Origin of the sequence: Sorangium sp. So ce887 (assembly GCF_051521455.1) — a bacterium.
Taxonomy (GTDB): domain Bacteria; phylum Myxococcota_A; class Polyangia; order Polyangiales; family Polyangiaceae; genus Sorangium.
This window is the reverse complement of sequence record NZ_CP150354.1, coordinates 852,384-873,112: the sequence shown is the minus strand read 5'-3', so window position 1 is coordinate 873,112 and position 20,729 is coordinate 852,384. Positions and strand designations below refer to the sequence as shown.

At 71.9% G+C, this 20,729-nt stretch carries 18 protein-coding genes; 12 read left to right on the top strand and 6 right to left on the bottom strand.

The features are described 5' to 3' along the window. The first annotated feature begins 50 nt into the window (after positions 1-50). From crtD to WMF36_RS03325, 3 genes are read left to right on the top strand one after another with little or no spacing between them, the layout of a single operon-like run. Positions 51-1,625: a 1-hydroxycarotenoid 3,4-desaturase CrtD gene (gene crtD / locus WMF36_RS03335; protein ID WP_437578136.1), complete on the top strand. Its 1,575-nt coding sequence runs from the start codon at positions 51-53 to the stop codon at positions 1,623-1,625. Next, a complete protein-coding gene (locus WMF36_RS03330; RefSeq protein WP_437578135.1) occupies positions 1,622-2,515 on the top strand; it encodes a carotenoid 1,2-hydratase in 894 nt (297 codons plus the stop codon). The genes crtD and WMF36_RS03330 overlap by 4 nt, the downstream gene beginning before the upstream one ends. Further along, positions 2,512-3,066, top strand: coding sequence for a beta-carotene hydroxylase (locus WMF36_RS03325; protein WP_437578134.1), 555 nt, complete (start codon positions 2,512-2,514; stop codon positions 3,064-3,066). The genes WMF36_RS03330 and WMF36_RS03325 overlap by 4 nt, the downstream gene beginning before the upstream one ends. Here WMF36_RS03325 and WMF36_RS03320 read toward each other — a convergent pair. Genes WMF36_RS03320 through crtI form a run of 3 tightly spaced genes read right to left on the bottom strand, consistent with a single transcriptional unit; the run spans position 3,051 to position 7,064 of the window. Next, positions 3,051-4,532: a lycopene cyclase gene (locus WMF36_RS03320; RefSeq protein WP_437578133.1), complete on the bottom strand. Its 1,482-nt coding sequence runs from the start codon at positions 4,530-4,532 to the stop codon at positions 3,051-3,053. The two genes, WMF36_RS03325 and WMF36_RS03320, sit on opposite strands and share 16 nt — an antisense overlap. Then, positions 4,529-5,485 (bottom strand): phytoene/squalene synthase family protein, encoded by a 957-nt coding sequence (locus tag WMF36_RS03315; RefSeq protein ID WP_437578132.1) that lies wholly within the window; start codon positions 5,483-5,485, stop codon positions 4,529-4,531. The genes WMF36_RS03320 and WMF36_RS03315 overlap by 4 nt, the downstream gene beginning before the upstream one ends. Continuing rightward, the gene (gene crtI / locus WMF36_RS03310; protein ID WP_437578131.1) at positions 5,466-7,064 is read right to left on the bottom strand and encodes a phytoene desaturase family protein; all 1,599 of its coding nucleotides are present in this window, start codon (positions 7,062-7,064) and stop codon (positions 5,466-5,468) included. The genes WMF36_RS03315 and crtI overlap by 20 nt, the downstream gene beginning before the upstream one ends. A 13-nt stretch (positions 7,065-7,077) precedes the next feature. Between crtI and WMF36_RS03305 the strand changes: the two genes are divergently transcribed. Beyond that, positions 7,078-8,127 (top strand): MerR family transcriptional regulator, encoded by a 1,050-nt coding sequence (locus WMF36_RS03305; protein WP_437581847.1) that lies wholly within the window; start codon positions 7,078-7,080, stop codon positions 8,125-8,127. Positions 8,128-8,161: 34 nt separating this feature from the next. Here the strand turns inward: WMF36_RS03305 and WMF36_RS03300 are convergent, their stop codons facing one another. Next, positions 8,162-8,743, bottom strand: a complete 582-nt coding sequence (locus WMF36_RS03300) for a TlpA family protein disulfide reductase (protein WP_437578130.1) — start codon at positions 8,741-8,743, stop codon at positions 8,162-8,164. A 344-nt stretch (positions 8,744-9,087) separates the two neighbouring features. Between WMF36_RS03300 and WMF36_RS03295 the strand changes: the two genes are divergently transcribed. The 3 genes from WMF36_RS03295 (at position 9,088) to WMF36_RS03285 (ending at position 11,859) form a co-directional block, all read left to right on the top strand. Next, positions 9,088-9,552 carry an Hsp20/alpha crystallin family protein gene (locus WMF36_RS03295; RefSeq protein WP_437578129.1) on the top strand — a complete coding sequence of 155 codons (465 nt, stop codon included), beginning with the start codon at positions 9,088-9,090 and terminating at the stop codon, positions 9,550-9,552. A gap of 83 nt (positions 9,553-9,635) precedes the next feature. Next, positions 9,636-10,016 (top strand): Hsp20/alpha crystallin family protein, encoded by a 381-nt coding sequence (locus tag WMF36_RS03290; RefSeq protein ID WP_437578128.1) that lies wholly within the window; start codon positions 9,636-9,638, stop codon positions 10,014-10,016. A 187-nt stretch (positions 10,017-10,203) separates the two neighbouring features. Continuing rightward, positions 10,204-11,859 carry a hypothetical protein gene (locus tag WMF36_RS03285; protein ID WP_437578126.1) on the top strand — a complete coding sequence of 552 codons (1,656 nt, stop codon included), beginning with the start codon at positions 10,204-10,206 and terminating at the stop codon, positions 11,857-11,859. Positions 11,860-12,016: 157 nt separating this feature from the next. Here WMF36_RS03285 and WMF36_RS03280 read toward each other — a convergent pair whose 3' ends face one another. After that, on the bottom strand, positions 12,017-12,748 hold the full coding sequence (locus WMF36_RS03280) for a hypothetical protein (RefSeq protein ID WP_437578124.1): 732 nt from the start codon (positions 12,746-12,748) through the stop codon (positions 12,017-12,019). Positions 12,749-13,178: 430 nt separating this feature from the next. Here WMF36_RS03280 and WMF36_RS03275 point away from each other — a divergent pair, with 430 nt between their 5' ends. The 3 genes from WMF36_RS03275 (at position 13,179) to WMF36_RS03265 (ending at position 17,942) form a co-directional block, all read left to right on the top strand. Continuing rightward, complete coding sequence (locus WMF36_RS03275) at positions 13,179-14,933, top strand: adenylate/guanylate cyclase domain-containing protein (protein WP_437578123.1); 1,755 nt, start codon at positions 13,179-13,181, stop codon at positions 14,931-14,933. Positions 14,934-15,079: 146 nt separating this feature from the next. Continuing rightward, positions 15,080-16,939, top strand: a complete 1,860-nt coding sequence (locus WMF36_RS03270) for a glutamate--tRNA ligase (RefSeq protein WP_437578121.1) — start codon at positions 15,080-15,082, stop codon at positions 16,937-16,939. 76 nt (positions 16,940-17,015) lie between these two features. Continuing rightward, on the top strand, positions 17,016-17,942 hold the full coding sequence (locus WMF36_RS03265) for a glutamate--tRNA ligase family protein (RefSeq protein WP_437578120.1): 927 nt from the start codon (positions 17,016-17,018) through the stop codon (positions 17,940-17,942). A gap of 12 nt (positions 17,943-17,954) precedes the next feature. Here the strand turns inward: WMF36_RS03265 and WMF36_RS03260 are convergent, their stop codons facing one another. Next, a complete protein-coding gene (locus WMF36_RS03260) occupies positions 17,955-18,170 on the bottom strand; it encodes a hypothetical protein (RefSeq protein WP_437578119.1) in 216 nt (71 codons plus the stop codon). A gap of 189 nt (positions 18,171-18,359) precedes the next feature. On the opposite strand from WMF36_RS03260, the gene WMF36_RS03255 reads away from it, so the two are divergent. Then, positions 18,360-19,673, top strand: coding sequence for an MFS transporter (locus WMF36_RS03255; RefSeq protein ID WP_437578118.1), 1,314 nt, complete (start codon positions 18,360-18,362; stop codon positions 19,671-19,673). A 346-nt stretch (positions 19,674-20,019) separates the two neighbouring features. Next, a complete protein-coding gene (locus tag WMF36_RS03250; RefSeq protein WP_437578117.1) occupies positions 20,020-20,652 on the top strand; it encodes a hypothetical protein in 633 nt (210 codons plus the stop codon). Positions 20,653-20,729: the final 77 nt, after the last annotated feature.

Sequence of the window (20,729 nt, the reverse complement as noted above, 5' to 3'; positions counted from 1 at the left end):
GTTTACACAAAGTATAGACAAACCGCCCGCGACGGGTAAACTCCGGCTCCATGGCGGACAAGGGAGATCGCGTCGTGGTGATCGGCGGGGGCATCGGCGGGCTGACCGCGGCCGCGCTCCTGGCATCGAACGGGCTCGACGTCGTGCTACTCGAGCAGGCGGCGCGCGTCGGCGGAAAGATGCGCGAGGTGGCCCTCGGGGGTCGCCGCCTCGACGCCGGCCCGACGGTGCTCACGATGCGGTGGGTCTTCGACGAGATCTTCGCGTCGCTCGGGCTCTGCTTCGGGGACCACGTGCCGCTCCGCCCTGCCGGGACGCTCGCGCGCCACGTCTGGCCGGACGGGTCGACGCTCGATCTCTTCGCCGACGTCGAGCGCACCGCGGACGCGATCGGCGCGCTCGCGGGGGCGCGGGAGGCGGACGGGTACCGCCGGTTCTGCCGGTACGCGCGCGAGATCTTCGACGTTGTGGAGGCGCCGTTCCTGCGCGCGGAGCGGCCCACGCTCAAGACGATCCTGAGCACGGCGGGCAGCCTGGGCCTCGGCGGGATGATGAAGATCGACGGGCATCGCACCCTCCACCGCGCGCTCCACGACTTCTTCGCGGACGGGCGCCTCTTGCAGCTGTTCGGGCGCTACGCCACCTACTGCGGCTCGTCGCCGTACCTCGCGCCGGCGACGCTGAGCGTGATCGCGCACGTGGAGCGCGAGGGCCTCTGGTTCCCCGAGGGCGGGATGTACCGGGTGGTCGAGGCGCTCGCCGCGGCCGCGACCCGCGCCGGGGCGACCCTGCGCTGCGGCGCGCGCGTCGCCGCCATCGAGGAGGGCCGCGGCCGCGCGCGGGGCGTCGTGCTCGAGGGCGGCGAGCGCATCGAGGCCGACGCGATCGTGATGAACGCCGACCCGGCGGCGCTGCGGAGCGGCCTGTTCGGCCAGCGCGTCGCCGGCAAGGCGCCGGCGAGCGCGCCGCGGTCGCTCTCGGCGATCACCTGGGCGCTCGTGGCCGAGGTGAGCGGCTTTCCCCTCCTCCGGCACAACGTCTTCTTCTCCGGGGACTACGAGGCCGAGTTCCGCGACCTCTTCGAGCGCGCCGCGGTCCCGCGCGACGCCACGGTCTATGTCTGCGCCGAGGACCGCTGGGATGAGCCGTCGCCGGGGCCCGGCGGGGCCGCGGCCGGCGCGCCCCCGGAGGCGCACGCCGGAGAGCGTCTGTTCTTCCTCCTCAACGCCCCCGCGACCGGTGATATGCACACCCCCTCATCCACGGAGATCCAAGAATGCGAGCAGCGTGTGTTCCATCGACTGCAGAGGTCCGGCCTCTCGCTGAAGAGCGCGGGCCCCTCCCCGGTGGTGACGACGCCGGCGGACTTCGAGCGCATGTTCCCGGCGACGGGGGGCGCGCTGTACGGGCCGGTGTCTCACGGGTGGAGCTCGACCTTCGCGCGCCCGGCCTCGCGCTCGAAGCTCCAGGGCCTGTACTTCGCGGGCGGGAGCGCGCACCCGGGGGCGGGCGTGCCGATGGCGGCGCTGAGCGGCCAGCTCGCGGCGCGGAGCGTGATGGAGGACCTCGCTTCGACCTCGAGATCCCGAGCGGCGGCTACGCCTGGTGGTACCTGGACGCGGTGAGCGACGACGGCCGGAGCGCGCTCACGATCATCGCGATGCTCGGGAGCGTCTTCTCGCCGTACTACGCGAGGGCCCGCGCGCGCGGCGCCGCGGACCCGCTCATGCATTGCGCGATGAACGTCGCGCTGTACGGCCCGCGCGCCGATCGCTGGGCGCTGACCGAGCGGCCGCGGCGCGCCGTCTTCAGGTCGCCGCGGTCGCTCGCCATCGGCCCGAGCCTGATGGAGTGGGCCGGGGGCGAGCTCCGCGTCGCCTTCGACGAGATCACGGCGCCGGTGCCCTCGCGGCTCTCCGGGACGGTGCGCCTCCGCCCGTCGGCGCCCGAGCCCGCGACGCCGGGCGCGGGCGGCGCGCAGCCCGGGGTCGCGCTGGACGGCCGGGGGCGCCATCGCTGGGCGCCCGTCGCGCCGATCGCGCGCGCCGAGGTCGAGCTCACGCACCCGTCGCTGCGCTTCTCCGGCAGCGCCTACCTCGACACGAACTCCGGCGATGAGCCGCTCGAGCACGCCTTCGAGCGCTGGACCTGGTCCCGCGCGCTCGGGGCGGACGGGATCGCCCTCACCTACGACGTCCGGCGCCGGGACGGCACGCGCATGCTCCTCTCGCCCGCGTTCGACGCGGGAGGCGGCGCGCGCGAGCTCCCGCCGCTCACCCCGCGGCCGCTCGGCGGCACGCGCTGGGGCATGGCGCGGGACATCGCCGCCGACCCGGGCTCCGCGCCGCGGCTCCTCCGCACCTACGAGGACACGCCGTTCTACGCGCGCTCTCTGGCGACGGCGACGTTCGGCGGCAAGCCGGCGATGGTCGTCCACGAGGCCCTCTCGCTCGACCGCTTCGCCAGCCCCTGGGTCCAGCTCCTCCTGCCCTTCCGCATGCGGAGGGCGTCGTGACGCTCTCGCTCGCGATCTGGATCGCCACGGCGCTCGCCGCCTTCGCGACCATGGAGGTGTGGGCCGCGCTCCTCCACGGCAGGGTCTGGCACCACGCCCTCTGGAGCATCCACCGCTCCCACCACACGAAGCGGCGCGGCGCCTTCGAGCAGAACGACGCGCTCGCGTTCCTCCACGCCCCGATCGCCGCCGGGCTCATCATCTACGGCTGCGATGGCGCGCCGGGCCCGCTGCGCGAGGCCGCCTACGGCTTCGGCCTCGGCATGACCGCCTTCGGCGCCGCCTACGTCCTCGTCCACGACGGCCTCGTCCACCGGCGGCTCCCGGTCTCCGGCCTCGCGCGCATCCCCTACCTCGCGCGCGTCCGCGACGCGCACCGCGTCCACCACAGCACCGGGGGCCCGCCGTACGGCCTGTTCCTCGGGCCCCTCGTCCTCGCGCGCCGGGCAGCGGCGGGCGCCGCGCCCGGGCGCCCCTCGGCGGGCGCCGCGCCCGGACGCCCCTCCGCCGGAGCCCCCCTCGGCGAGCGCGCCCCTCAGCGGGCGCGGTAGAGCTCCCGCGCGAGCCCCGCTCCCCAGCGGCCGAGGGCCCGGAGCGGCAGCGCGCTCACGACCTCGCGGTACACCTCGGGCCGCCGCGCCGCCGTCTCGCGCAAAAATCTAACAAAATCGCCAGGTTGCATCTCATCGCGCAGCAGCGCCGCGTACGCGTCGTTGCCCATCGCGTGGAGCACCGCGAACGCCGTGTTGAGGAGCGCGTTCATCTCCCCTGCCCTCGCCCCGCCGGCCGGCCTCGCCATCAGGGCCGCGAGCGCGCCCGTGCCCGAGTGCACCGGCGCGTCGCGCGCCGTGCTGGGCGCGCCCGGATCCCGCGCCGCGCGCGCCAGGTCGACGGCCGTCGCCGCGAGCTCGCGCACGTTCGCGCCGAAGCCGCAGAACGTCAGCGGCGAGTGCCGCGCCGCCGCGTCCCCCACGAGCCGCACCCGCCGCCCCGGCGCGCGCGGCGCGGCCGACAGCCGCGACCAGCCGGGGATGAACCCGAACGTCGGCCGGACGAGCCGCGCGTCGCCCTCCTTGTACCGCGAGAGGAGCCGGAAGAACCGCGCGTAGAGCGACAGCAGCGCGCCCGGCCCGACGTCCCCGGAGCGCGCGTAATAGAAGAGGTAGACGGTCGTCTCGCCCGGCCGCCCCGGGAACGCCTCCCAGAGGTGCTGCCTGCCCTCCTCGACGTCCTCCGTCGTGGCGAGGATCTCGCCGACATCCGGCCGGATCCGCCGCTCCCCATCGCCCTCCGCGAGCCCCGCGAGCACGCCGCCCACGGTCGGGCAGACAAGGTCCGCGGTCGCGTAGGGGCTCGCGGCGCCGCGCGCGTCGACGAGGAGCCGCGCCGACAGATCGCGCGGCGCGGCGCCCGCCCGCGCCTCGGCCACGGCGAGCGCGACGGCGTCCGGCCCCTCCGCGTGCCCGAGGAGCGCGTGCCCGTCGAGCAGCGTCACCCCGAGCGCCTCGGCCCGGGCCCGCGCCGCGGCGAGCAGCCCCCCCGCGTCGATCGCGTGGTCGAGCACGCCGCGCACCGGGTACGTCCCGCCGCCGTGCCAGCGGCACAGCCCCTCGACGTAGCGGGCGACAACGAGCCGCTCCACCTCGCTCTGCGCGAAGATCCCCGACGCCGACAGCGCCTCGACCTCGGCTGTCCCGGCGTTCCACTCGCGGTGCGCCGCGCCGATCCGCGCCCTGTCGAGCACCGCGACCCGCAGCCCGGCCGCCGCGAGCATCGGCGCGAGCAGGAGCGACAGCCCGCCGCCGGCGATCACCACGTCGTAGTCGGCCGCCGCGCCCCGGTCCGGCGGCCGCGGCGCGCGCCCGAGGCCCGTCTGCGGCGCCGGCGCGACCCGCGCCGCGTCGAGGTGCTCCAGGCGCGCGAGCAGCGCCTCGCCGCCCGCCTCGCGCACGCGTCCGCGCGCCGCGTCGAGCTCCCGCGCCGCCGCGCCCGCCGCGCCGCCTGCTCCGGCCCTCATCGCGCCGCCTCCAGGAGGAAGCGGACCTCGTCGAGCGGCGGCGCCGCGCCGTGCTCGCGCTCCTCCTCCGGCGCGACCGGACTGCGGACGAGCGCCTGCAGCACGAGCCACACCTTGCGGCCGGGCGACACAACGGCGCGCGTCGACACCGAGTCGAAGCCGCGGCGCGCGATGACGCGCCCGATGTCGGCGTAGATGAGCCGCGCCGCCTGGATCGCCGCGCGGCAGTCGCGCGGCAGCATCGGGATGCCGGCGCCCGCGCGGCGGTAGAGCACCTCCGCCTCGGCGAGCAGCCGCGCCACGACGCGCCCCAGCCGGTCGTCGAACGCGGGCCGCGCGAGCCAGGCGTCCGGCTCGATCCCGGCCTCTCGCAGCCACGCGAGCGGCAGGTAGATCCGCCCGCGCTGGGCGTCCTCCCCGATGTCGCGCGCGATGTTCGTGAGCTGCATGGCGACGCCCAGGTCGCACGCCCGCGCGAGCGCGTCGGGCCCCCGCGCCCCCATGAGCGTCGACATCGTCGCGCCCACGGTGCCCGCCACGCGCGCCGCGTAGGCGTTCAGCTCCGAGAGCGTCTCGTAGCGGCGCCCCTCCGCGTCCCACGCGAGCCCCTCGAGCAGCGCCTCGATGAACGCGCGCGGCAGCCCGTGCTCTGCCATCACGTGGGCGAGCGCCCGGTCGACGGGGCTGTCGTCCGGCGCGCCCGCCGCGGCGCGCGCCAGCCGCTCGCGCAGCGCCGCGACCGCCGCCGCGGCCGCGGACGGCGGGGCGTGCTCGCCGAGCTCGTCGACCGCGTCGTCGGCGACCCGGCAGAACGCGTAGAACGCCGCCGCCGGCTCCCTCACGCGCGGCGGCAGCAGCAGCGCCGCGGCGGCGAAGCTCTTCGATCCCTTGCGGAGGAGCGCCCTGCACGCGGCGAAGTCCGCCGCCGACGCCTCAACGGAACTTCGATGCATCCGGCACCACCCGATCCAGCACGCGCGCCGACGAGAGCACCCCGGGCAGACCGGCCCCTGGGTGCGTCCCTGCCCCGACGAGATAGAGATGCTCGATGTCCTCGCTCGCGTTGTGGGGCCGGAAGAAGGCGCTCTGCGTGAGCACCGGCTCCGGGCCGAACGCCGCGCCGCGGAACGACAGCAGCCGGTCCTGGAAGTCCTGCGGCGTGAGGAGCCGCGAGCTCGCGAGCGCGCCCTCGAGCCCCGGCAGGACGGTCGCCTCGAGCAGCGCCGCGATGGAGCGCCTGTAGCGCTCCTGGGTCGCGGGCCAGTCCGTGCCGCTGAGCAGGTTCGGCACCGGCGACAGCACGTAGAACGCGTCGCAGCCGGGCGGCGCGAGGGCCGGATCCGTGGCGGTCGGCCGGTGCAGGTAGAGGCTGAAGTCGTCTGCGAGCACGTGCTTCTCGAAGATGTCCTCGAGCAGCGGCTTGTACCGCGGCCCGAGGAGGATCGTGTGGTGCGCGACGTCCGGGTACTGCCGGCGCGTGCCGAAGTACCACACGAAGAGGCTCATCGAGTAGCGCTGCCGCTCGATGCGCCGGTCGGTCCAGCGCTTCCGCGCCTCGGGCGCCACGAGGTGCCTGTAGGTCCACGCCGAGTCCGCGTTCGAGACGACGACGTCGGCCGAGAGCCGCTCGCCCGACGCGAGCTCGACGCCCCGGGCGCGGCCGCCCTCCACGGCGATGCGCCGCACCTCGGCGCCGCACCGCACCGATCCGCCGAGCCCCTCGATGAGCGACACGAGCCCGCGCACCAGCGCGCCCGTGCCGCCGATCGGGAAGTGCACGCCCCAGTTGCGCTCGAGGAACGCGATCAGGGCGTAGATCGAGGTGGTCGAGAACGGGTTCCCGCCGACGAGCAGCGGGTGGAAGCTCAGCACCTGGCGCAGGCGGTCGTCCTTCACGTGCTTCGCGACGAGCCCGTACACCGTGCGGTAGCTCTCGAGCCGCATCATGTCGGGCACGATTCGCGCCATGTCCGTCCACGACCCGAACGGCACGTGGGCGAGCTCCTCGAACCCGACGCGGAAGATCGCCTCGCTTGTCTTGACGAAGCGCTCGTAGCCCGCGACGTCGCCGGGTGACAGGCGCGCGACCTCGGCGCGCATCGCGGCGGCGTCGCCCGTGTAGTCGAACGTCACGCCGTCGTGGAAGCGGATCCGGTAGAACGGCGTCACCGGCCGCAGATCGACGTCGTCGGCCAGGTTCCGGCCGCAGAGCTGCCAGAGCTCCTCGAAGAGGAACGGCGCCGTGATCACGGTCGGCCCCGCGTCGAAGGTGAAGCCGTCCTGGCGGTGCACGTACGCGCGCCCGCCCGGCTCGTCGAGCTTCTCGACGACGGTGACCTCGTAGCCCCGCACCCCGAGCCGCACGGCCGCCGCGAGGCCCCCGAACCCGCTGCCGATCACGACGGCGCGCGGCGCGCGCGACGCCCCACGGGCGCCCGCCGCGCGCGGCGCCTGCCGCCGGGCGGCCCCGTCGTCGCCCGGCGACGGGCCGGGCCGCTCTTCATGCGCCGAAGAAGCGCTGGTGTTTCGCATGGTGCCCAGGATAATGTTTGTACTAGCCTTTGACAAAGGCGAAAACATCTGCGCAAGCTGGCCTTCCTGGGGTTGCGCCGCCCGCCGGCTCGGTGCTTCGAGCCGGCGCTGGCGGCCGCGGCTCGGCGGGTCCACCAGGGTCGTTCACTTGAGCCGCTACAGAATCCAGGCCGTCTCGAAGATGTGTGGCGTGTCCTCGGCGACCCTGCGCGCGTGGGAGCGTCGTTACGGCGTGCCGTCCCCTGCGCGCACGGCGTCGGCGTATCGCCTGTACAGCGATGACGATGTCGCGGTGATCAAGAAGATGCGCGACTACGTGAACGGCGGGATGGCCGCGGCCGAGGCGGCGCGCATGGTGCGCGAGACGGAGGTGCCCCGCGCGCCGGTGCACATGAACGGCGGCGACGCGTTCGCGGGCGCGAGCGAGCGCATCGTCGACGCAGCGATCCGGTTCGATCCGGACGGCCTCGAGGCCGAGGTGAACCGGGCCCTGTCGCTCGGCCCTTCGGTGACGATCTTCGAGCGCGCGCTCGGCCCGGCGCTCGAGCGCATCGGCGACCTCTGGCACGAGGGGAAGATCACGGTCGCGCAGGAGCACCTCGCCTCGCAGGTCCTCGGCGCGACGTTGATGCACCTCCTGCGGCTGGCGCAGCCGGGCGAGAGCGGGCGGCGCGTGCTGCTCGCCGCCTTTGCCGACGAGGATCACGTGCTCGGGCTGTTCGGCATCGGCCTGCGCTTCTGCGCGTGGGGTTTCCGTTCGATCGTGCTCGGCCCGAGGACGCCGCCTGCCGCGATCGCGCGCGCGGTCGAGTCGCTCGCGCCGGACATCATCGCCCTGACGGTCGCGATCCCGCCGCCGCCGCCGGCCGCGCGCGAGCTCATCGACGCCTACGCCGACGCCTGCCGGGACGCGCCGTGGATCGTGGGCGGCGCCGGCTCCGAGGCGCTCCGGCCGTTCATCGAGGCGCGCGGCGGCCTCGTGGCGGCCCCGGAGATGGCGGAGATCCGCACGCAGGTCGAGTCCGCGCTGCTCTCGCGCCGGCGCCGCAAGGACGCGAACTGAGCGCGCGCCGCGCCGGCTTGCGCGCGCGCCGCGGTCAGCCGTCGACCTCTTTGCGGAGCAGGTCGAGGACCCTTGTCTGCGCCTCGGGCTTGAGCTTGCCCTCGGCCGCGAAGAGCACCTGGCCGTTCTTGCCGACGAGGATGACGTTGCTGATGCCGCGGCGGAGCCGGTAGGCCTCGCGGAAGGTGCCGTCCCAGTCGCAGTAGATGGTCGCGCCGACCTTCCGCGACTCGTCGCGGATGGCGTCCTTCACGAACCCTTTCGCCGGCCAGAAGTCGTAGGAGCTCACGTCGGCGATGGCCGTGACGGCGATGGATCGCTTGTAGCGGTCGCCCTTCGCGAGCTTCGCCAGCGCGTCCTTGAGCGCCTGGTTCTGCGTCGTCGAGTCCTTGTCCTCGTAGACGATGAGGATCGGCTTGCCCCGCAGCGCCTTGAGCTGGAGCTCGCGGCCGTCGGCGTCCTCGACGCGGGCGTTCGGCGCCCGATCGCCCACAGGCGGCAGCGCCAGCGCGGCGCCCGAGACCAGCGCGACGGCCAGCGTCGCGGCGGAGGCGGCCGAGAGGAGGCGGGCGGGCCGCGGGCGGCGGGGAGCGGGCGGGCGGATCAGCATGTCCATGGTTTGTACCACTACCTCGAACCTGACTCCAGGGTTGTTCAACGCTGGTCGATCTACCGGGCTGTCGCAGCTGGAGGCGTCCTTGGGTGTCCTGGAGGTTCTTCTGGGGAGGGTGGCGATGCCCGTCGAGCTCGCCCTCCTCCCGGTCCGGCGCGGTGAGCGGGAGGGCTGGCGCGGCTCTTGACACCCCCGGCGCCGTGCAAAGATTGGGCGGTGCGAGGAGACCGGCTCTCGGAGCCAAGGTCCCGTAACACTACAATAAATGGGCCGTCGCGAGCAGGGGTGACGGCGCCGCGGGCGAGGCCCCGGCGCGCGCCGCGCGCGGGGGTCATGGAGGAGTCGTCATGCTGAACCGAACCACGGATTTCGATCGCACGTTTGCCATGATGGATGAGCTTCGCCGGCGGATGGATCGGGCGTTCGAGGAGTACGACGCGCCGCGATCGTCGCTCCGCGGCGAGTTCGACCCGTCGTCGCGGTACACGCCCGGCCCGCGCATTCACCTGTTCGACACGGGCAGCGCGCTTGTCGTGAAGGCCGATCTTCCGGGTCTGACGGAGAAGGACGTCCAGATCTCGCTCAACCAGGACGTCCTGACCGTGAGCGGAGAGCGCAAGTCGGACGCGCCGGAGGGCTATCTCGTCCACCGCAAGGAGCGGGGCGGGGTGCGTTTCAGCCGGAGCTTCACGCTGCCGAGCAAGGTCGACCCCGAGAAGACCTCTGCGGTCCTCAGGAACGGCGTGCTGACGCTGACGCTGAACAAGGCCGCCGAGGCGCAGCCGCGGCAGATCACGGTGACGGCGCGCTGAGGGGCAGACGGGAGCAGACCGAGAGGAGAGAGACGATCCGGCGAGCAGCGGATCTGGAATGTACCGAGGAAGGAGTGATGAAGATGAGCACCGATCGCAACTTGACCCACCGTGCTGAGAGTAACCCTGAGAAGATCCAGCAGCGCCCTGCGGTGCCCCCGGCGGTGGACATCTACGAGAACGCCGACGAGCTCCTGGTCGTGGCGGATCTCCCGGGTGTGACGCAGGACAAGCTGGCCATTCGTCTGGAGAAGGGGGAGCTGACGTTCGAGGGCCGGCGCACCGAGGCGGCCGAGCGCGAGCAGAGCGCGGGCGACCTGCCGGACTTCCGTCGCAGCTTCGTGGTCCCGCAGGGCATCGATTCGGACAAGATCGCCGCGGAGCTCCAGGCGGGCGTCCTGCGGATTCACCTGCCGAAGAGCGCGTCGCTCAAGCCCCGTCACATCCCGATCAGCGCGGGCTGATGTGGCGTGTGAACGGATGAGGCACCGCGTTGCCGGCGACCGGCGGCCCTCCGGAAGGGCCCGGTGCAGCGCGCGGTGCCTGACGAGCGATGATCGACGAGCCCTCTGGGCTGGAGGGGGCGGCATCGGCTACGGTTCCCGCGTGCCTCTCCTGCGTCGTCCTCTCCCCTCCATCCCATCCATCGCCATGACGGCGCTGCTCGTCTCCGGCTGCGGCACGCTGCTCGGCCTCGACGAGTTCACCGACGCCGCGGCCCCCGGCTCCAGCGGGGCCGGGGGCGGCGACGCGGCGCCTTGCGAGCGGGGCGACACGCGGCCGTGTTACGAGGGCGCGAGCGAGACCGAAGGGGTCGGCCTCTGCGCACCCGGCACGCAGACCTGCGGCGGGGACAGGACGTGGGGCGCGTGCGAGGAGCAGGTGCTCCCGAGCGAGGAGGACTGCAACCAGCGGGGCGACGAGGACTGCGACGGCGTGGGCTGCAGCGACGTCCTGTGGGCCAGGATGTCCAGCGCGGGATTCGACCGGACGGCAACGTCGGTGGCGATCAGCCCGAGGGGCGATCGCATCGCGCTGGCGGGACTCTATGTAGGCGAACTCAACTTTGGCCTGGATGCCACGACAGCCCTGCCGGAGCAGCCGGACATGGGCATCTTCCTCGCCGTGTTCGACGGCGCCGGCAACCATGTGTACAGCGTCGGAATGCCGAGCCCGGAGAGCTGGGCCGCGGTAGCGGTAGATGCGGAGAGCAACGTCCTGTTCGCGACCAAGTACAAAGGGACCGTGAACCTCGGCGGCGACGAGCTCACAGCCAGCGGTCGCAGCGACATGCTGGTCACCAAGCTCGACGCGGAGGGCGGCCACGTGTGGAGCAAGCGGTTCGGCGACCTGGAAGGCGAGGTCACACCGTGGGACCTCGCCGTAGCGCCAAACGGCGACGCCGTGATCACCGGGGCCTTCAGCAGGGCCGTGACCTTCGGCGGCCCGACGCTCGAGACCGCGGGTGTGCCGGACACGGACGGCTTTCTGGTGCGACTGAGCGGTGTGGACGGCGGCCATGTCTACAGCGTCCGGATCGGGGACCACATGGACGATACCCCGGGTGCCCAATATGGCAGAGGCATCGGGGTCGATGCGATGGACCGTGTGGTGGTCGCCGGCACGTTCGTGAACTCGGTCGACTTCGGCGCTGGCAATACCCGTCGGTCTTCCAGCATCGGACCATCCGGGTGGGTGGCCCAGTACGACGCAGAGGGAGCACTCATCTGGAATACGGCCTTTACCCACGGCGACGGCAGCACGGTCGAGATCGGCGGCGTCGACGTTGACCCGGCAGGCAATTCCGGCATTGTCGGGGTCTTCTCCGGCAAGGTAGCATTCCGGGGAACGAACGATTCGGTGGCTGTCACGCGCGAGACGGCCAGCGCGGACGACGTTGACCTCTTCGTCGTCCGCTTTTCAGCGACGGGCACTCACACATGGTCGAAACAGCTCGGAGACACGACCGATCAGAGCTGGGGCGTATCATTCCACGGCGTCGCGCTCGACAGCGAGGGCGAACTCGTCTTCGCTGGCGGCTTCCGTGGAAAAGTTGATTTCGGCGGCGGGGAGCTGGCCGCCATCGATGGCGACTGGTTCGTCGCCAAGTTCGACGCTTCGGGAACTCACCGGTGGAGTCACCGCTACGGCAGCGGCGCGGCGTTCCAGGGAGCAACCTCGGCAGCGATCCATTCGAAGACCCGCGAGATCGTCGTGGCGGGCATGAGCGACGGCGCGATCGATCTGGTTGACCTGCCGCTGATGATGGACAATTTCACCGTAGTGATGGCGCGGATGTCACCGTGAATGCAGCGCCAGACGAGGAGCGCTGTTCCGCACGAAGCAAGACCGAGGCGAGAGGGCGCTGATGTATGGCGCGCTCAGTCTCAGACTCTGTGTCTTCTGCACGGGCCCACCTGTAGATAGGTACGGCGTCTACTCCTGCATTGCTGCGCGTGCAGACTCAGGGCAACGCCGCATTGTTGCCTTCAAGCGTCAACGTCCATCGTGCGTCCTCGCCGCAGGCGGTCCCCTCCACGTGCCGCACCTCGAGGCTGAACCAGCGGTGGTCGTCAAAGATAGGGAGGTCGTCCCAAGTCGCGTAGAACGACTCGGGTGTACCCTGACCCCTTACGCCGGACACGAAGCAATCCGGCGCGTCAATATCCCCCTCATACACGATCAAATCGAAGTTCATGCCCGGCGGGAAGGTGAGCGTGGCGCGAAAATGCTCGGAGCTAGCCTCGTCGTCTAGGTCGACGACCTTGATCTTGAACCACTTCGATGTGGTGCCTGTCACCTTGAACGAATCGGCTTCGAAGTCGCCCGAGATCTCACCGAGATCCTCTGCGCCAGTGCAGGTGTTCGGCGCCCCATAGTCGCAGTCGCCCTCCGGTCCTCCGTCGCCGCCCTCGCCCCCGCCGCCATCACCGCTCCCGCCCCCGCCGCCCTCGCCCCCGGCGCCGCCGACCCCGGCGGAGCTCGAGCTCGAACTCGAACTCGAGCTCGCCCTCGAGCTCGAAGACGCATCCGCCCCTCCGGCGCCCCCTTCGTCTCCTCCGCCGCTTCCGCCGCCACCGGCCTGCTCCTCGTAGTACCCGGGCATTAACTCGTCGGTGCCGTTGGCGCACGCAGCGAGGGTGAGGAGGAGCGCAGGAGCGACGAGCAGCCGGCAGGGCGTGAGCATCGAGAGCATTCTATCTGCTCTCGCGAGAGCGGTCCAAGGAAGCACCGGGGGGAATTGAGATACCGTGACGATGCGCACCATGGCCCCGTAACACCGACGACCTGCCGAGTTGTTTTCATTACTATAAACCTGTATTTCCGAGGAGGACACGAAGGCGCAGCGCAGCACGGGCGGCCGTCGGAAACGTCCTCGAACCACGTCTGGAACTCGGTGCCTTGCGGGCTGCGTGGACGGATGAGGACGTCGCGCCTCCCACTCCCATCCAGCAGACCCATCCAGACGACCGCCGGACTCCGCCGGCCCCCCTCTCCCGCCGCGCACCGTCCCCGCCCCACCGGCGCGCTTCCGCTCCGGCCGCACCTCGCGCCGGCGCACTTCCACGCCGGCGCGCATTTCGATACTCTCGCCGCCGCTGACGCTGAAGCCCACCCTCGACGCCTTGCTCTCGCTGCGCGCAAAGACGCTGCTGGCGATCGCCGCCACGCTGCTCGGGCTCAGCTTTGCCCTGTACGGCGTCTCGTCGAGGGCGCTCCTCGCCAACTCCAGGGCCGCCGAGGCGCAGGACACGCGCCGCACCGCCCAGGTGGCCCTCAACCTGTTCAACCAGGCCATCCGCGACTTCAACGCGCGCTGGACCGACTGGAGCCAGTGGGACGACGCATACGCGTTCGTGCAGGACGGTAATCAAGAGTTCGTCCGCTCGAACCTCGTCGCCGAGCTCTTCGACATCACCCGGATCGATCTCGCCGTCTTCGCCGACGCGGACGGAATTCCCGTGTACAGCACCGGCTACGATCACACCACGAAGCGCTGGGCCCCGCTCCCGCGGGGCGTCGCCGAGCGGCTCCGCGTCGGCGATCTCCTGTTCGGGCAGGACGCGCCGGCCAGCGCGGTCCGGGGCGGCATCGTCCTCCTGCCGGACGGGCCGATGCTCGTCTGCTCCCAGCCGAGCGTCGGCAGCTCGGGCCGCGGCCCGGTCGCCGGCTCCGTCACGTTCGGGCGCTTCTTGACGGACGCCGAGATCAAGCGCCTCACCGAGCCCGCCGGCCTCTCGCTCGCCGTGCGCCGCCTCGACGACCCAGACCTGCCCGCCGACTTCCTCGAGGCGCGCGCCGCCATGACAGGCCGCGAGGCGATCCTCGTCCACCCGTTCGGCGAGGACCGGATCGCCGGGTACACCGTCCTCGACGACCTCGACGGCCGGCCGGCGCTGCTCCTGCGCGTCGACAACGACCGGGCGATCCTCAGGATGGGCCACGACACGCTGCGCTACCTCGTGCTTGTGACGGTGCTCGTCGGGCTGGTCTTCGGGGGCGTCACCCTGCTGCTCCTGGAGAAGCTCGTCCTCTACCGGCTCGCCCGGCTCAGCAGGGAGGTCACCGAGATCGGCGGCGTCGGCGACCTCTCGGCGCGGATCGCGATGCCGGGCACCGACGAGCTGTCGCGCCTCACCGGCTCGATCAACGGCATGCTCTCGGCCCTCGAGACGAACGCCCGGCGGCAGAGCCAGCAGAAGGCCGCGCTCGAGCAGGCGAAGGCGGCGGCGGAGCGGGCCCACGAGCGCTCGGACCGGCTCCTCCTCAACATCCTGCCGAGCTCCATCGCCGAGCAGCTGAAGGAGCACGAGCAGCTCATCGCCGAGCACTTCGAGGAGGTGACCATCCTCTTCGCGGACATCGCCGGCTTCACCTCCCTCGCCACACGGCAGACCCCGGCGGAGCTCGTCGGCCTGCTCAACCGCATGTTCTCGTCGTTCGATCAGCTCGCCGAGCAGCACGGCCTGGAGAAGATCAAGACCATAGGAGACGCCTACATGGTCGTCGGCGGGCTGCCGGCGCAGCGCCCCGATCACGCGATGGCGATAGCGCGGATGGCCCTCGCGATGACCCACGTCATGGGCCAGTTCCTGGCCGACGACGGCGAGCCGTTCCGGCTGAGGATCGGCATCAACACCGGGCCTGTCATCGCCGGGGTGATCGGCAAGAAGAAGTTCAGCTACGACCTCTGGGGCGACGCGGTGAACGTGGCGAGCCGCATGGAGTCGAGCGGAGAGCCCGGGAGAATCCAGGTGAGCGAGGCGAGCTATGCCCGGCTCGTGGGGGACTTCCTCCTCGAGGAGCGGGGCCTCGTGACGATCAAGGGCAAGGGCGCGATGAAGACGTATTGGCTCGTCGGCGAGACGACACCGCAGTAGCGCCGCGCGACGGGGGCGGGTCACATGGCGCCCACGCGGCGCCCACGCGGCCCGCCAAGGCCACGGATTGACAAGGCCAGGCGGGCGTGCAAAGGCTGCCTCCCTCCCCTTCCCGCCCGATGTCAGACCAGGAGCGACGCGCCCTCATGGACAAGCAGGCCTCGAACGAGACGACGCTTCCCGTCACCGTCCGCGAACCGGGCCCCGGGGAGGACCGCGACGAGCTCGTGCGCCTCCTGTTCGGCGAGGCCGCGGCGTCGGCCAGGCGGCCCGAGGAGTACGAGGCGCGCTATCCCCGGCGCGCGCTGCCCAAAGGCGCGATGGTCACCCGCTTCGCGCCGAGCCCCACCGGGTTCATGCACATCGGCGGCGTCTTCGTGTCGCTCATCAACAAGCGGCTCTCCCTCCAGAGCGAGGGCGTCTTCTTCCTCCGCCTCGAGGACACCGACGTGAAGCGCGCCATCCCCGGCGCGATCGACACCATCGTCGACTCGCTGGCACGCTTCGATCTCTCCCCTCACGAAGGCGTGCTCCGCGCGCCGGCCAAGGAGGGAGGAGCGTCGCGCGGCGAGCTCGTTCAGCAGGGCGACTACGGCCCTTATATCCAGACAGAGCGGGCCGAGATCTACCGGGATTACGCGATCGACCTCCTCCGCCGCGGCTTCGCCTACCCCTGCTTCTGCACGGTCGAGGAGCTCGACGCCATCCGGCAGGAGCAGGAGACGCTCCAGAAGAAGGCGGTCCAGGAGCAGAAGGCGCTCCAGGAGAAGGGGGTCCAGGACCAGAAGCCCGTCGCGATCAAGACCGGTTATCACGGCCGGTGGGCGAAGTGGCGCGACGCGCCGCTCGCCCGGGTGAAGGAGGCGCTCGCGAGCGGCACCCCGTTCGTGCTCCGGCTGCGCGCCCCGGACGACGTCTCCGGCCGGGTCGAGTGGAAGGACGGCGTGAAGGGCGTCATCTCGATGCCCGTCAACGATCTCGACACCATCCTCCTCAAGTCGGACGGCATCCCCACCTACCACTTCGCCCACGCCGTCGACGATCACCTGATGCGGACGACGCACGTGATCCGCGGTGACGAGTGGATCTCGTCGATGCCGCTCCACCTGCAGCTCTTCCGCGTGCTCGGGTTCAGGCCGGTCGAGTACGCCCACGTCCCGCCGATCCAGAAGCTCGACCGCGTGGAGGAGACGGACCCGGAGACGGGCGAGCTCAAGGTCTCGGACGCGCGGCGCAAGCTGAGCAAGCGCAAGGACCCCGAGGCGAACATCGAGTATTACCGGGAGATCGGCGTCCCGGAGACGGCCACGATCGAGTACCTGCTCAACATCGCCAACTCCGCGTTCGAGGACTGGCGCAAGGCGAACCCCGACAAGCCCTATTCCGCCTTCCCCCTCAAGCTCAACAAGCTCGCTCCCGGCGGCGCCCTGAGCGACCTGGTGAAGCTGAAGAGCGTCAGCCAGGCGGTCGTGAGCCGGATGAGCGCCGACGACGTCTACACCCAGGGCCTCGACTGGGCGAGGACGTACGACACGGAGCTCGCCGCGCTGATGGAGCGAGATCCGGAGTACACGAAGCGCGCGCTCGGCATCGAGCGCGGCGGCAAGAAGTCGAACAAGCGCATCGTCACCTGGCCCGACCTGCGCTCCCAGCTCTTCTTCTTCTACGACGAGCTCTACAGCCGCGTCGAGACGTTCGATTTCCCCGAGAACGTCCCGGAGGGGGATCGCAGGCCGCTGCTCCGGCAGATGCTCGAGGTCTTCGATCCGGCCGACTCGAAGGAGGCGTGGTTCGAGAAGATCCGGCAGATCGCGGTGGCCTCGAGCTACGCCGGCGAGGTGAAGCAGTACAAGGCCTCTCCCGAGTCGTGGAAGGGCCATGTCGGCGACGTCTCGATGCTGCTCCGGGTCGCTGTCTGCGGGACGCGCAACAGCCCCGATCTCACCGAGGTGATGGCGGTGCTGGGCGAGCCGCGCGTGCGGGCGCGCATCGCTCGCTTCCTCTGAGGCGCGGCGTGACACGGGCCGCGCGCCCGGAGCACGGGCGGCCCGAGCGCCGCGGCCCGCGCCGGCAGGAGGAACGATGAGCGAGGTGTGCCGGTTCGCCCCGTCGACCACCGGGCCCGCCCACCTCGGCACGCTCGCCGCGGCGCTGCTCTGCTGGCTGGACGCGCGGTCGCGGGGCGCGCGGCTGCTCCTCCGGCTGGAGGACCTCGATCCCGACCGCTGCCGGCCCGAGCTCGCGCGCGCCCTGGAAGCGGATTTCGCGTGGCTGGGGCTCGATTTCGACGAGCGCCTCGAGCAGCACACCCGGCGGGCGCACCACGAGGCGGCGATGGACCGGCTGGAGGCGCTCGGCGCGCTGTATCCCTGCTCCGCGACCCGCGAGGAGGTGCGCGCGATCGGCCGGCGCGCGCCCGACGGCGGCTGGGCGTACGACAACCGCGCGCGGGGCCGCGCGCTGCCGCCCGGCGGGTGGCGCGCGAGCGTCGAGCCGATCCGGGCGCGGCTGCCGGACGGGGTGTTCCGGCCCGTCGACGAGGGCGGGCTCGACCTGTCGCAGGAGCCCGCGCTGGCGATGGGCGACCCGGTGGTGCGCCGGCGCGACGGCGCGTTCTCGTACCAGCTCGCGGTGGTGGTCGACGACGGCGCGGCGGGCGTCACGCGCGTCGTCCGGGGGCGCGACATCGCGCCGAGCACCGCGACGCAGGCGGCGCTCCAGGCGCTGCTCGGGCTGCCGGCGCCTGTCTACCGCCACCACCTGCTTCTCCTGGAGGAGCGCGGCGGCAAGCTGGCCAAGACGCACGGCGCGGCGCGCGGCGCGGCGCTCGCACGGAGCGCGCCCGCGCTCTGCGGCGCGCTCGCCTGCTGCGTCGGCCTGCGGGATCGCCCCGAGCCGTGCACGCCGGCGGAGCTGCTCCGGGAGTTCAGCTGGTCGCGCGTCGCGACCGAGGACCGCGTCGTGAGCGCCTGCGACGGGGTGCTCCAGGTGACGACGCCGGGCCCCTGAGGGGCGCGCCGCTCAGGCGGTCCGCGGCGACGAGCCGGCGAGGCTCAGCCACGGAAGCAGCGTGGCGATCGCGTTCGGGCGCGGCAGATCGTCGTCGTCGTCGTCGTCGCGGCGATCGTCGTCACGCTCGCGGCGGGAGTGACCTCCGAGCAGCGTCCAGGCGCGCCGCGCCTGCTCGGCGAGGTCGCGCGTTCGTCTTGGTGAGGCGTCGTTTCCTAGGGGTGTCATGTCGGGCCGCCGCATACCATGGCTCCGGGTCGGCGCGCCAGCATTCTGCGCCGGCGCAGCGCGACCCGCGCGACGCTCGCTGCCTCGATGGCACCGATCGCGAGGCGAAGCGCTCGTCGCGCGCGCGGAACAGCGAGGGTGAATCTCGAGCCCGCCGGACGGAACCGCCGTCTGGCAGCGCTCGCAGGAATGCGCCATGAACGTCCCCCGGACCCGTTCATGGCCGTCGACCTCACCGCCCTGAAGCCCGCGTCGCCGTTCGCCGCCTTCGAGTCACGCGATTTTCGCGTATACGCGGCGGCGCGTCTGCTCGCCACCCTGGCGTACCAGATGCAGTCGGTCGCCGTGGGGTTTCAAATTTACGACCTCACGCGCGATCCTCTCGCGCTCGGCTATGTGGGGCTCGCTCAGTTCCTCCCCATCGCGGGGCTGTCGCTCGCCTCCGGGCACGCGGCGGATCGCTTCGATCGGCGGGGGATCCTCGTCCTTTGCTACCTCACGTCGTCCCTCGCGGCGCTCGCGCTCTTCTTCCTCGCGCGCTCGCCGAGCCCGAACGTGCCGGCCATCTATGCCGTCCTCGTGCTGCTCGGCACGGTGCGCGCGTTCCAGGGGCCGGCGGGCGCGTCGCTCCTGCCCTCCCTCGTGCCCGCGGCGCACTTCCAGAACGCGGCGACGTGGCAGTCGACGCTCTGGCAGGTCGGGGCCATCGGCGGACCGAGCCTGGGCGGGGTGATCTACGCCCTCTGGAAGGCGCCGGCGCCTGTTTACCTGAGCGCGAGCCTCGCGCTCGCCGCGGCGTGCGCCGGCCTCCTGGCCGTGCGGGCGCGCACCGGCCGCCTGGAAAGGAAGCCGCCGTCGCTCGCCACGGCGCTCGCCGGGCTGCGCTACGTCTTCAAGAAGCGGGTCCTCCTCGCGTCCATCTCGCTCGACTTCGCGGCCGTCTTCCTCGGCGGCGCGGTCGCGCTGCTGCCGATCTTCGCGACCGACGTGCTCCACGTCGGCCCGCAGGGGTTCGGCTTGCTGCGCGCCGCGCCCGCGGTGGGGGCCGGGCTGATGGCGGTGCTCCTCGCGTTCCGGCCCATCGGGCGCCACGCCGGGACGAAGATGCTCCTCTGCGTGGGGCTGTTCGGCCTGGCGACGGTCGTGTTCGGCCTGTCGCACAGCTTCCTCCTCTCGCTCGTCGCGCTCACCGTGATCGGCGCCGCCGACATGGTGAGCGTCGTCGTGCGGATGACCCTGGAGCAGCTCGCCACGCCGCCCGAGATGCGCGGCCGCGTGAGCGCGGTCAACATGGTGTTCGTCGGCGCCTCGAACGAGCTCGGAGAGCTCGAGTCGGGCACCCTCGCGCGGCTCATCGGCACCGTCCCGACCGTGATAGTCGGCGGCCTCGGGACGATCGCCGTCGTGGCGCTCTGGGGATGGCTGTTCCCCGAGCTGCGCGCGGTGGACCGGCTCGAGGACACGCGCGCGACCTCCGAAGAAGACGCCGCCGAGAAGGCGTGATGCGCGCCGCGCCGGGGTGGTTCGCCCGCCCCGGAGAGCGCGGCACCGTCGCTCCCGTCCTCGCTCCGATCCTCGCGCGGCCTCGATGAGGGCGAGTCGTTCTCCCGGCGATCGGAGGCAGCCAATCCACGCTTCATGCCCGCGGCAAACGTCGCGAAATCACGCGGGCGCGAAGCGGGTGCGAAACCAATTGCGCACCGCGTACCTCCGTCCGCACGATTGGCAATTCGACGAGGGCGTTATAATGCGCGCTGAGCGGCACGCGATCATACAATGCACGACGATAATCCCAGTCAGGCTGTTCTAAATGCTTGACGCAGAGAGAGACCACGACCTTACATATGTCATGGAGTCGATCATCGCGTGGGCGGTCAGCATCATGATCACATGGGCTCCGCCCGGGACGAGTCACATCAAGGACGCGATCGAGACGCCCGAGGACGGCCGCGCGCGCTACCACGAGATCGCGCGCGCGGCGGCGAAGGTGGCGTATGATCCCGAGTTGAAGCCGGTCTTCGGCGGCCCCCGCGCGCGGGCCGAGACGATGGCGCTGCTCCTGTCGATCGCCTATTTCGAGAGCGGCTACCGTCGCGACGTGGACCTCGGCCTCGGGAAGCTCGCGCGCGGCTCTGGGGTCGATTCCTGTCTGCTCCAGATCCGCGTCGGCGCCGGCAAGACCCGGGAGGGGTGGTCGCATGACGACCTCGTCGCGGACCGCGAGAAGTGCTTTCGCGCGGGGTTCGCGCTGATCAGGAGATCCTTCGGCGCGTGCCGCAAACAGGACGCGCGCGACCGGCTCAGCGCCTACACGCGCGGCAGGTGCATCGTCAACGACAAGCACTCGAGAGCACGTATGGGACGCGCGCAGAACGTGCCGCGCGCTCCGATGACGGACGAGGCGGTGCTCGCCTCCATGCCGGGGGGCAAGGCCAAACCACCGCCACAGGCGGCGCCGCCAGCGGTCGGAAACGATAGCTAGAGCAGGGTCGGGCTCAACCCCGGGCTCAACGCCCTTTGGCTCGGGAAGCCGGGTTGCTGTAGAGTCCTCCGCGCCCC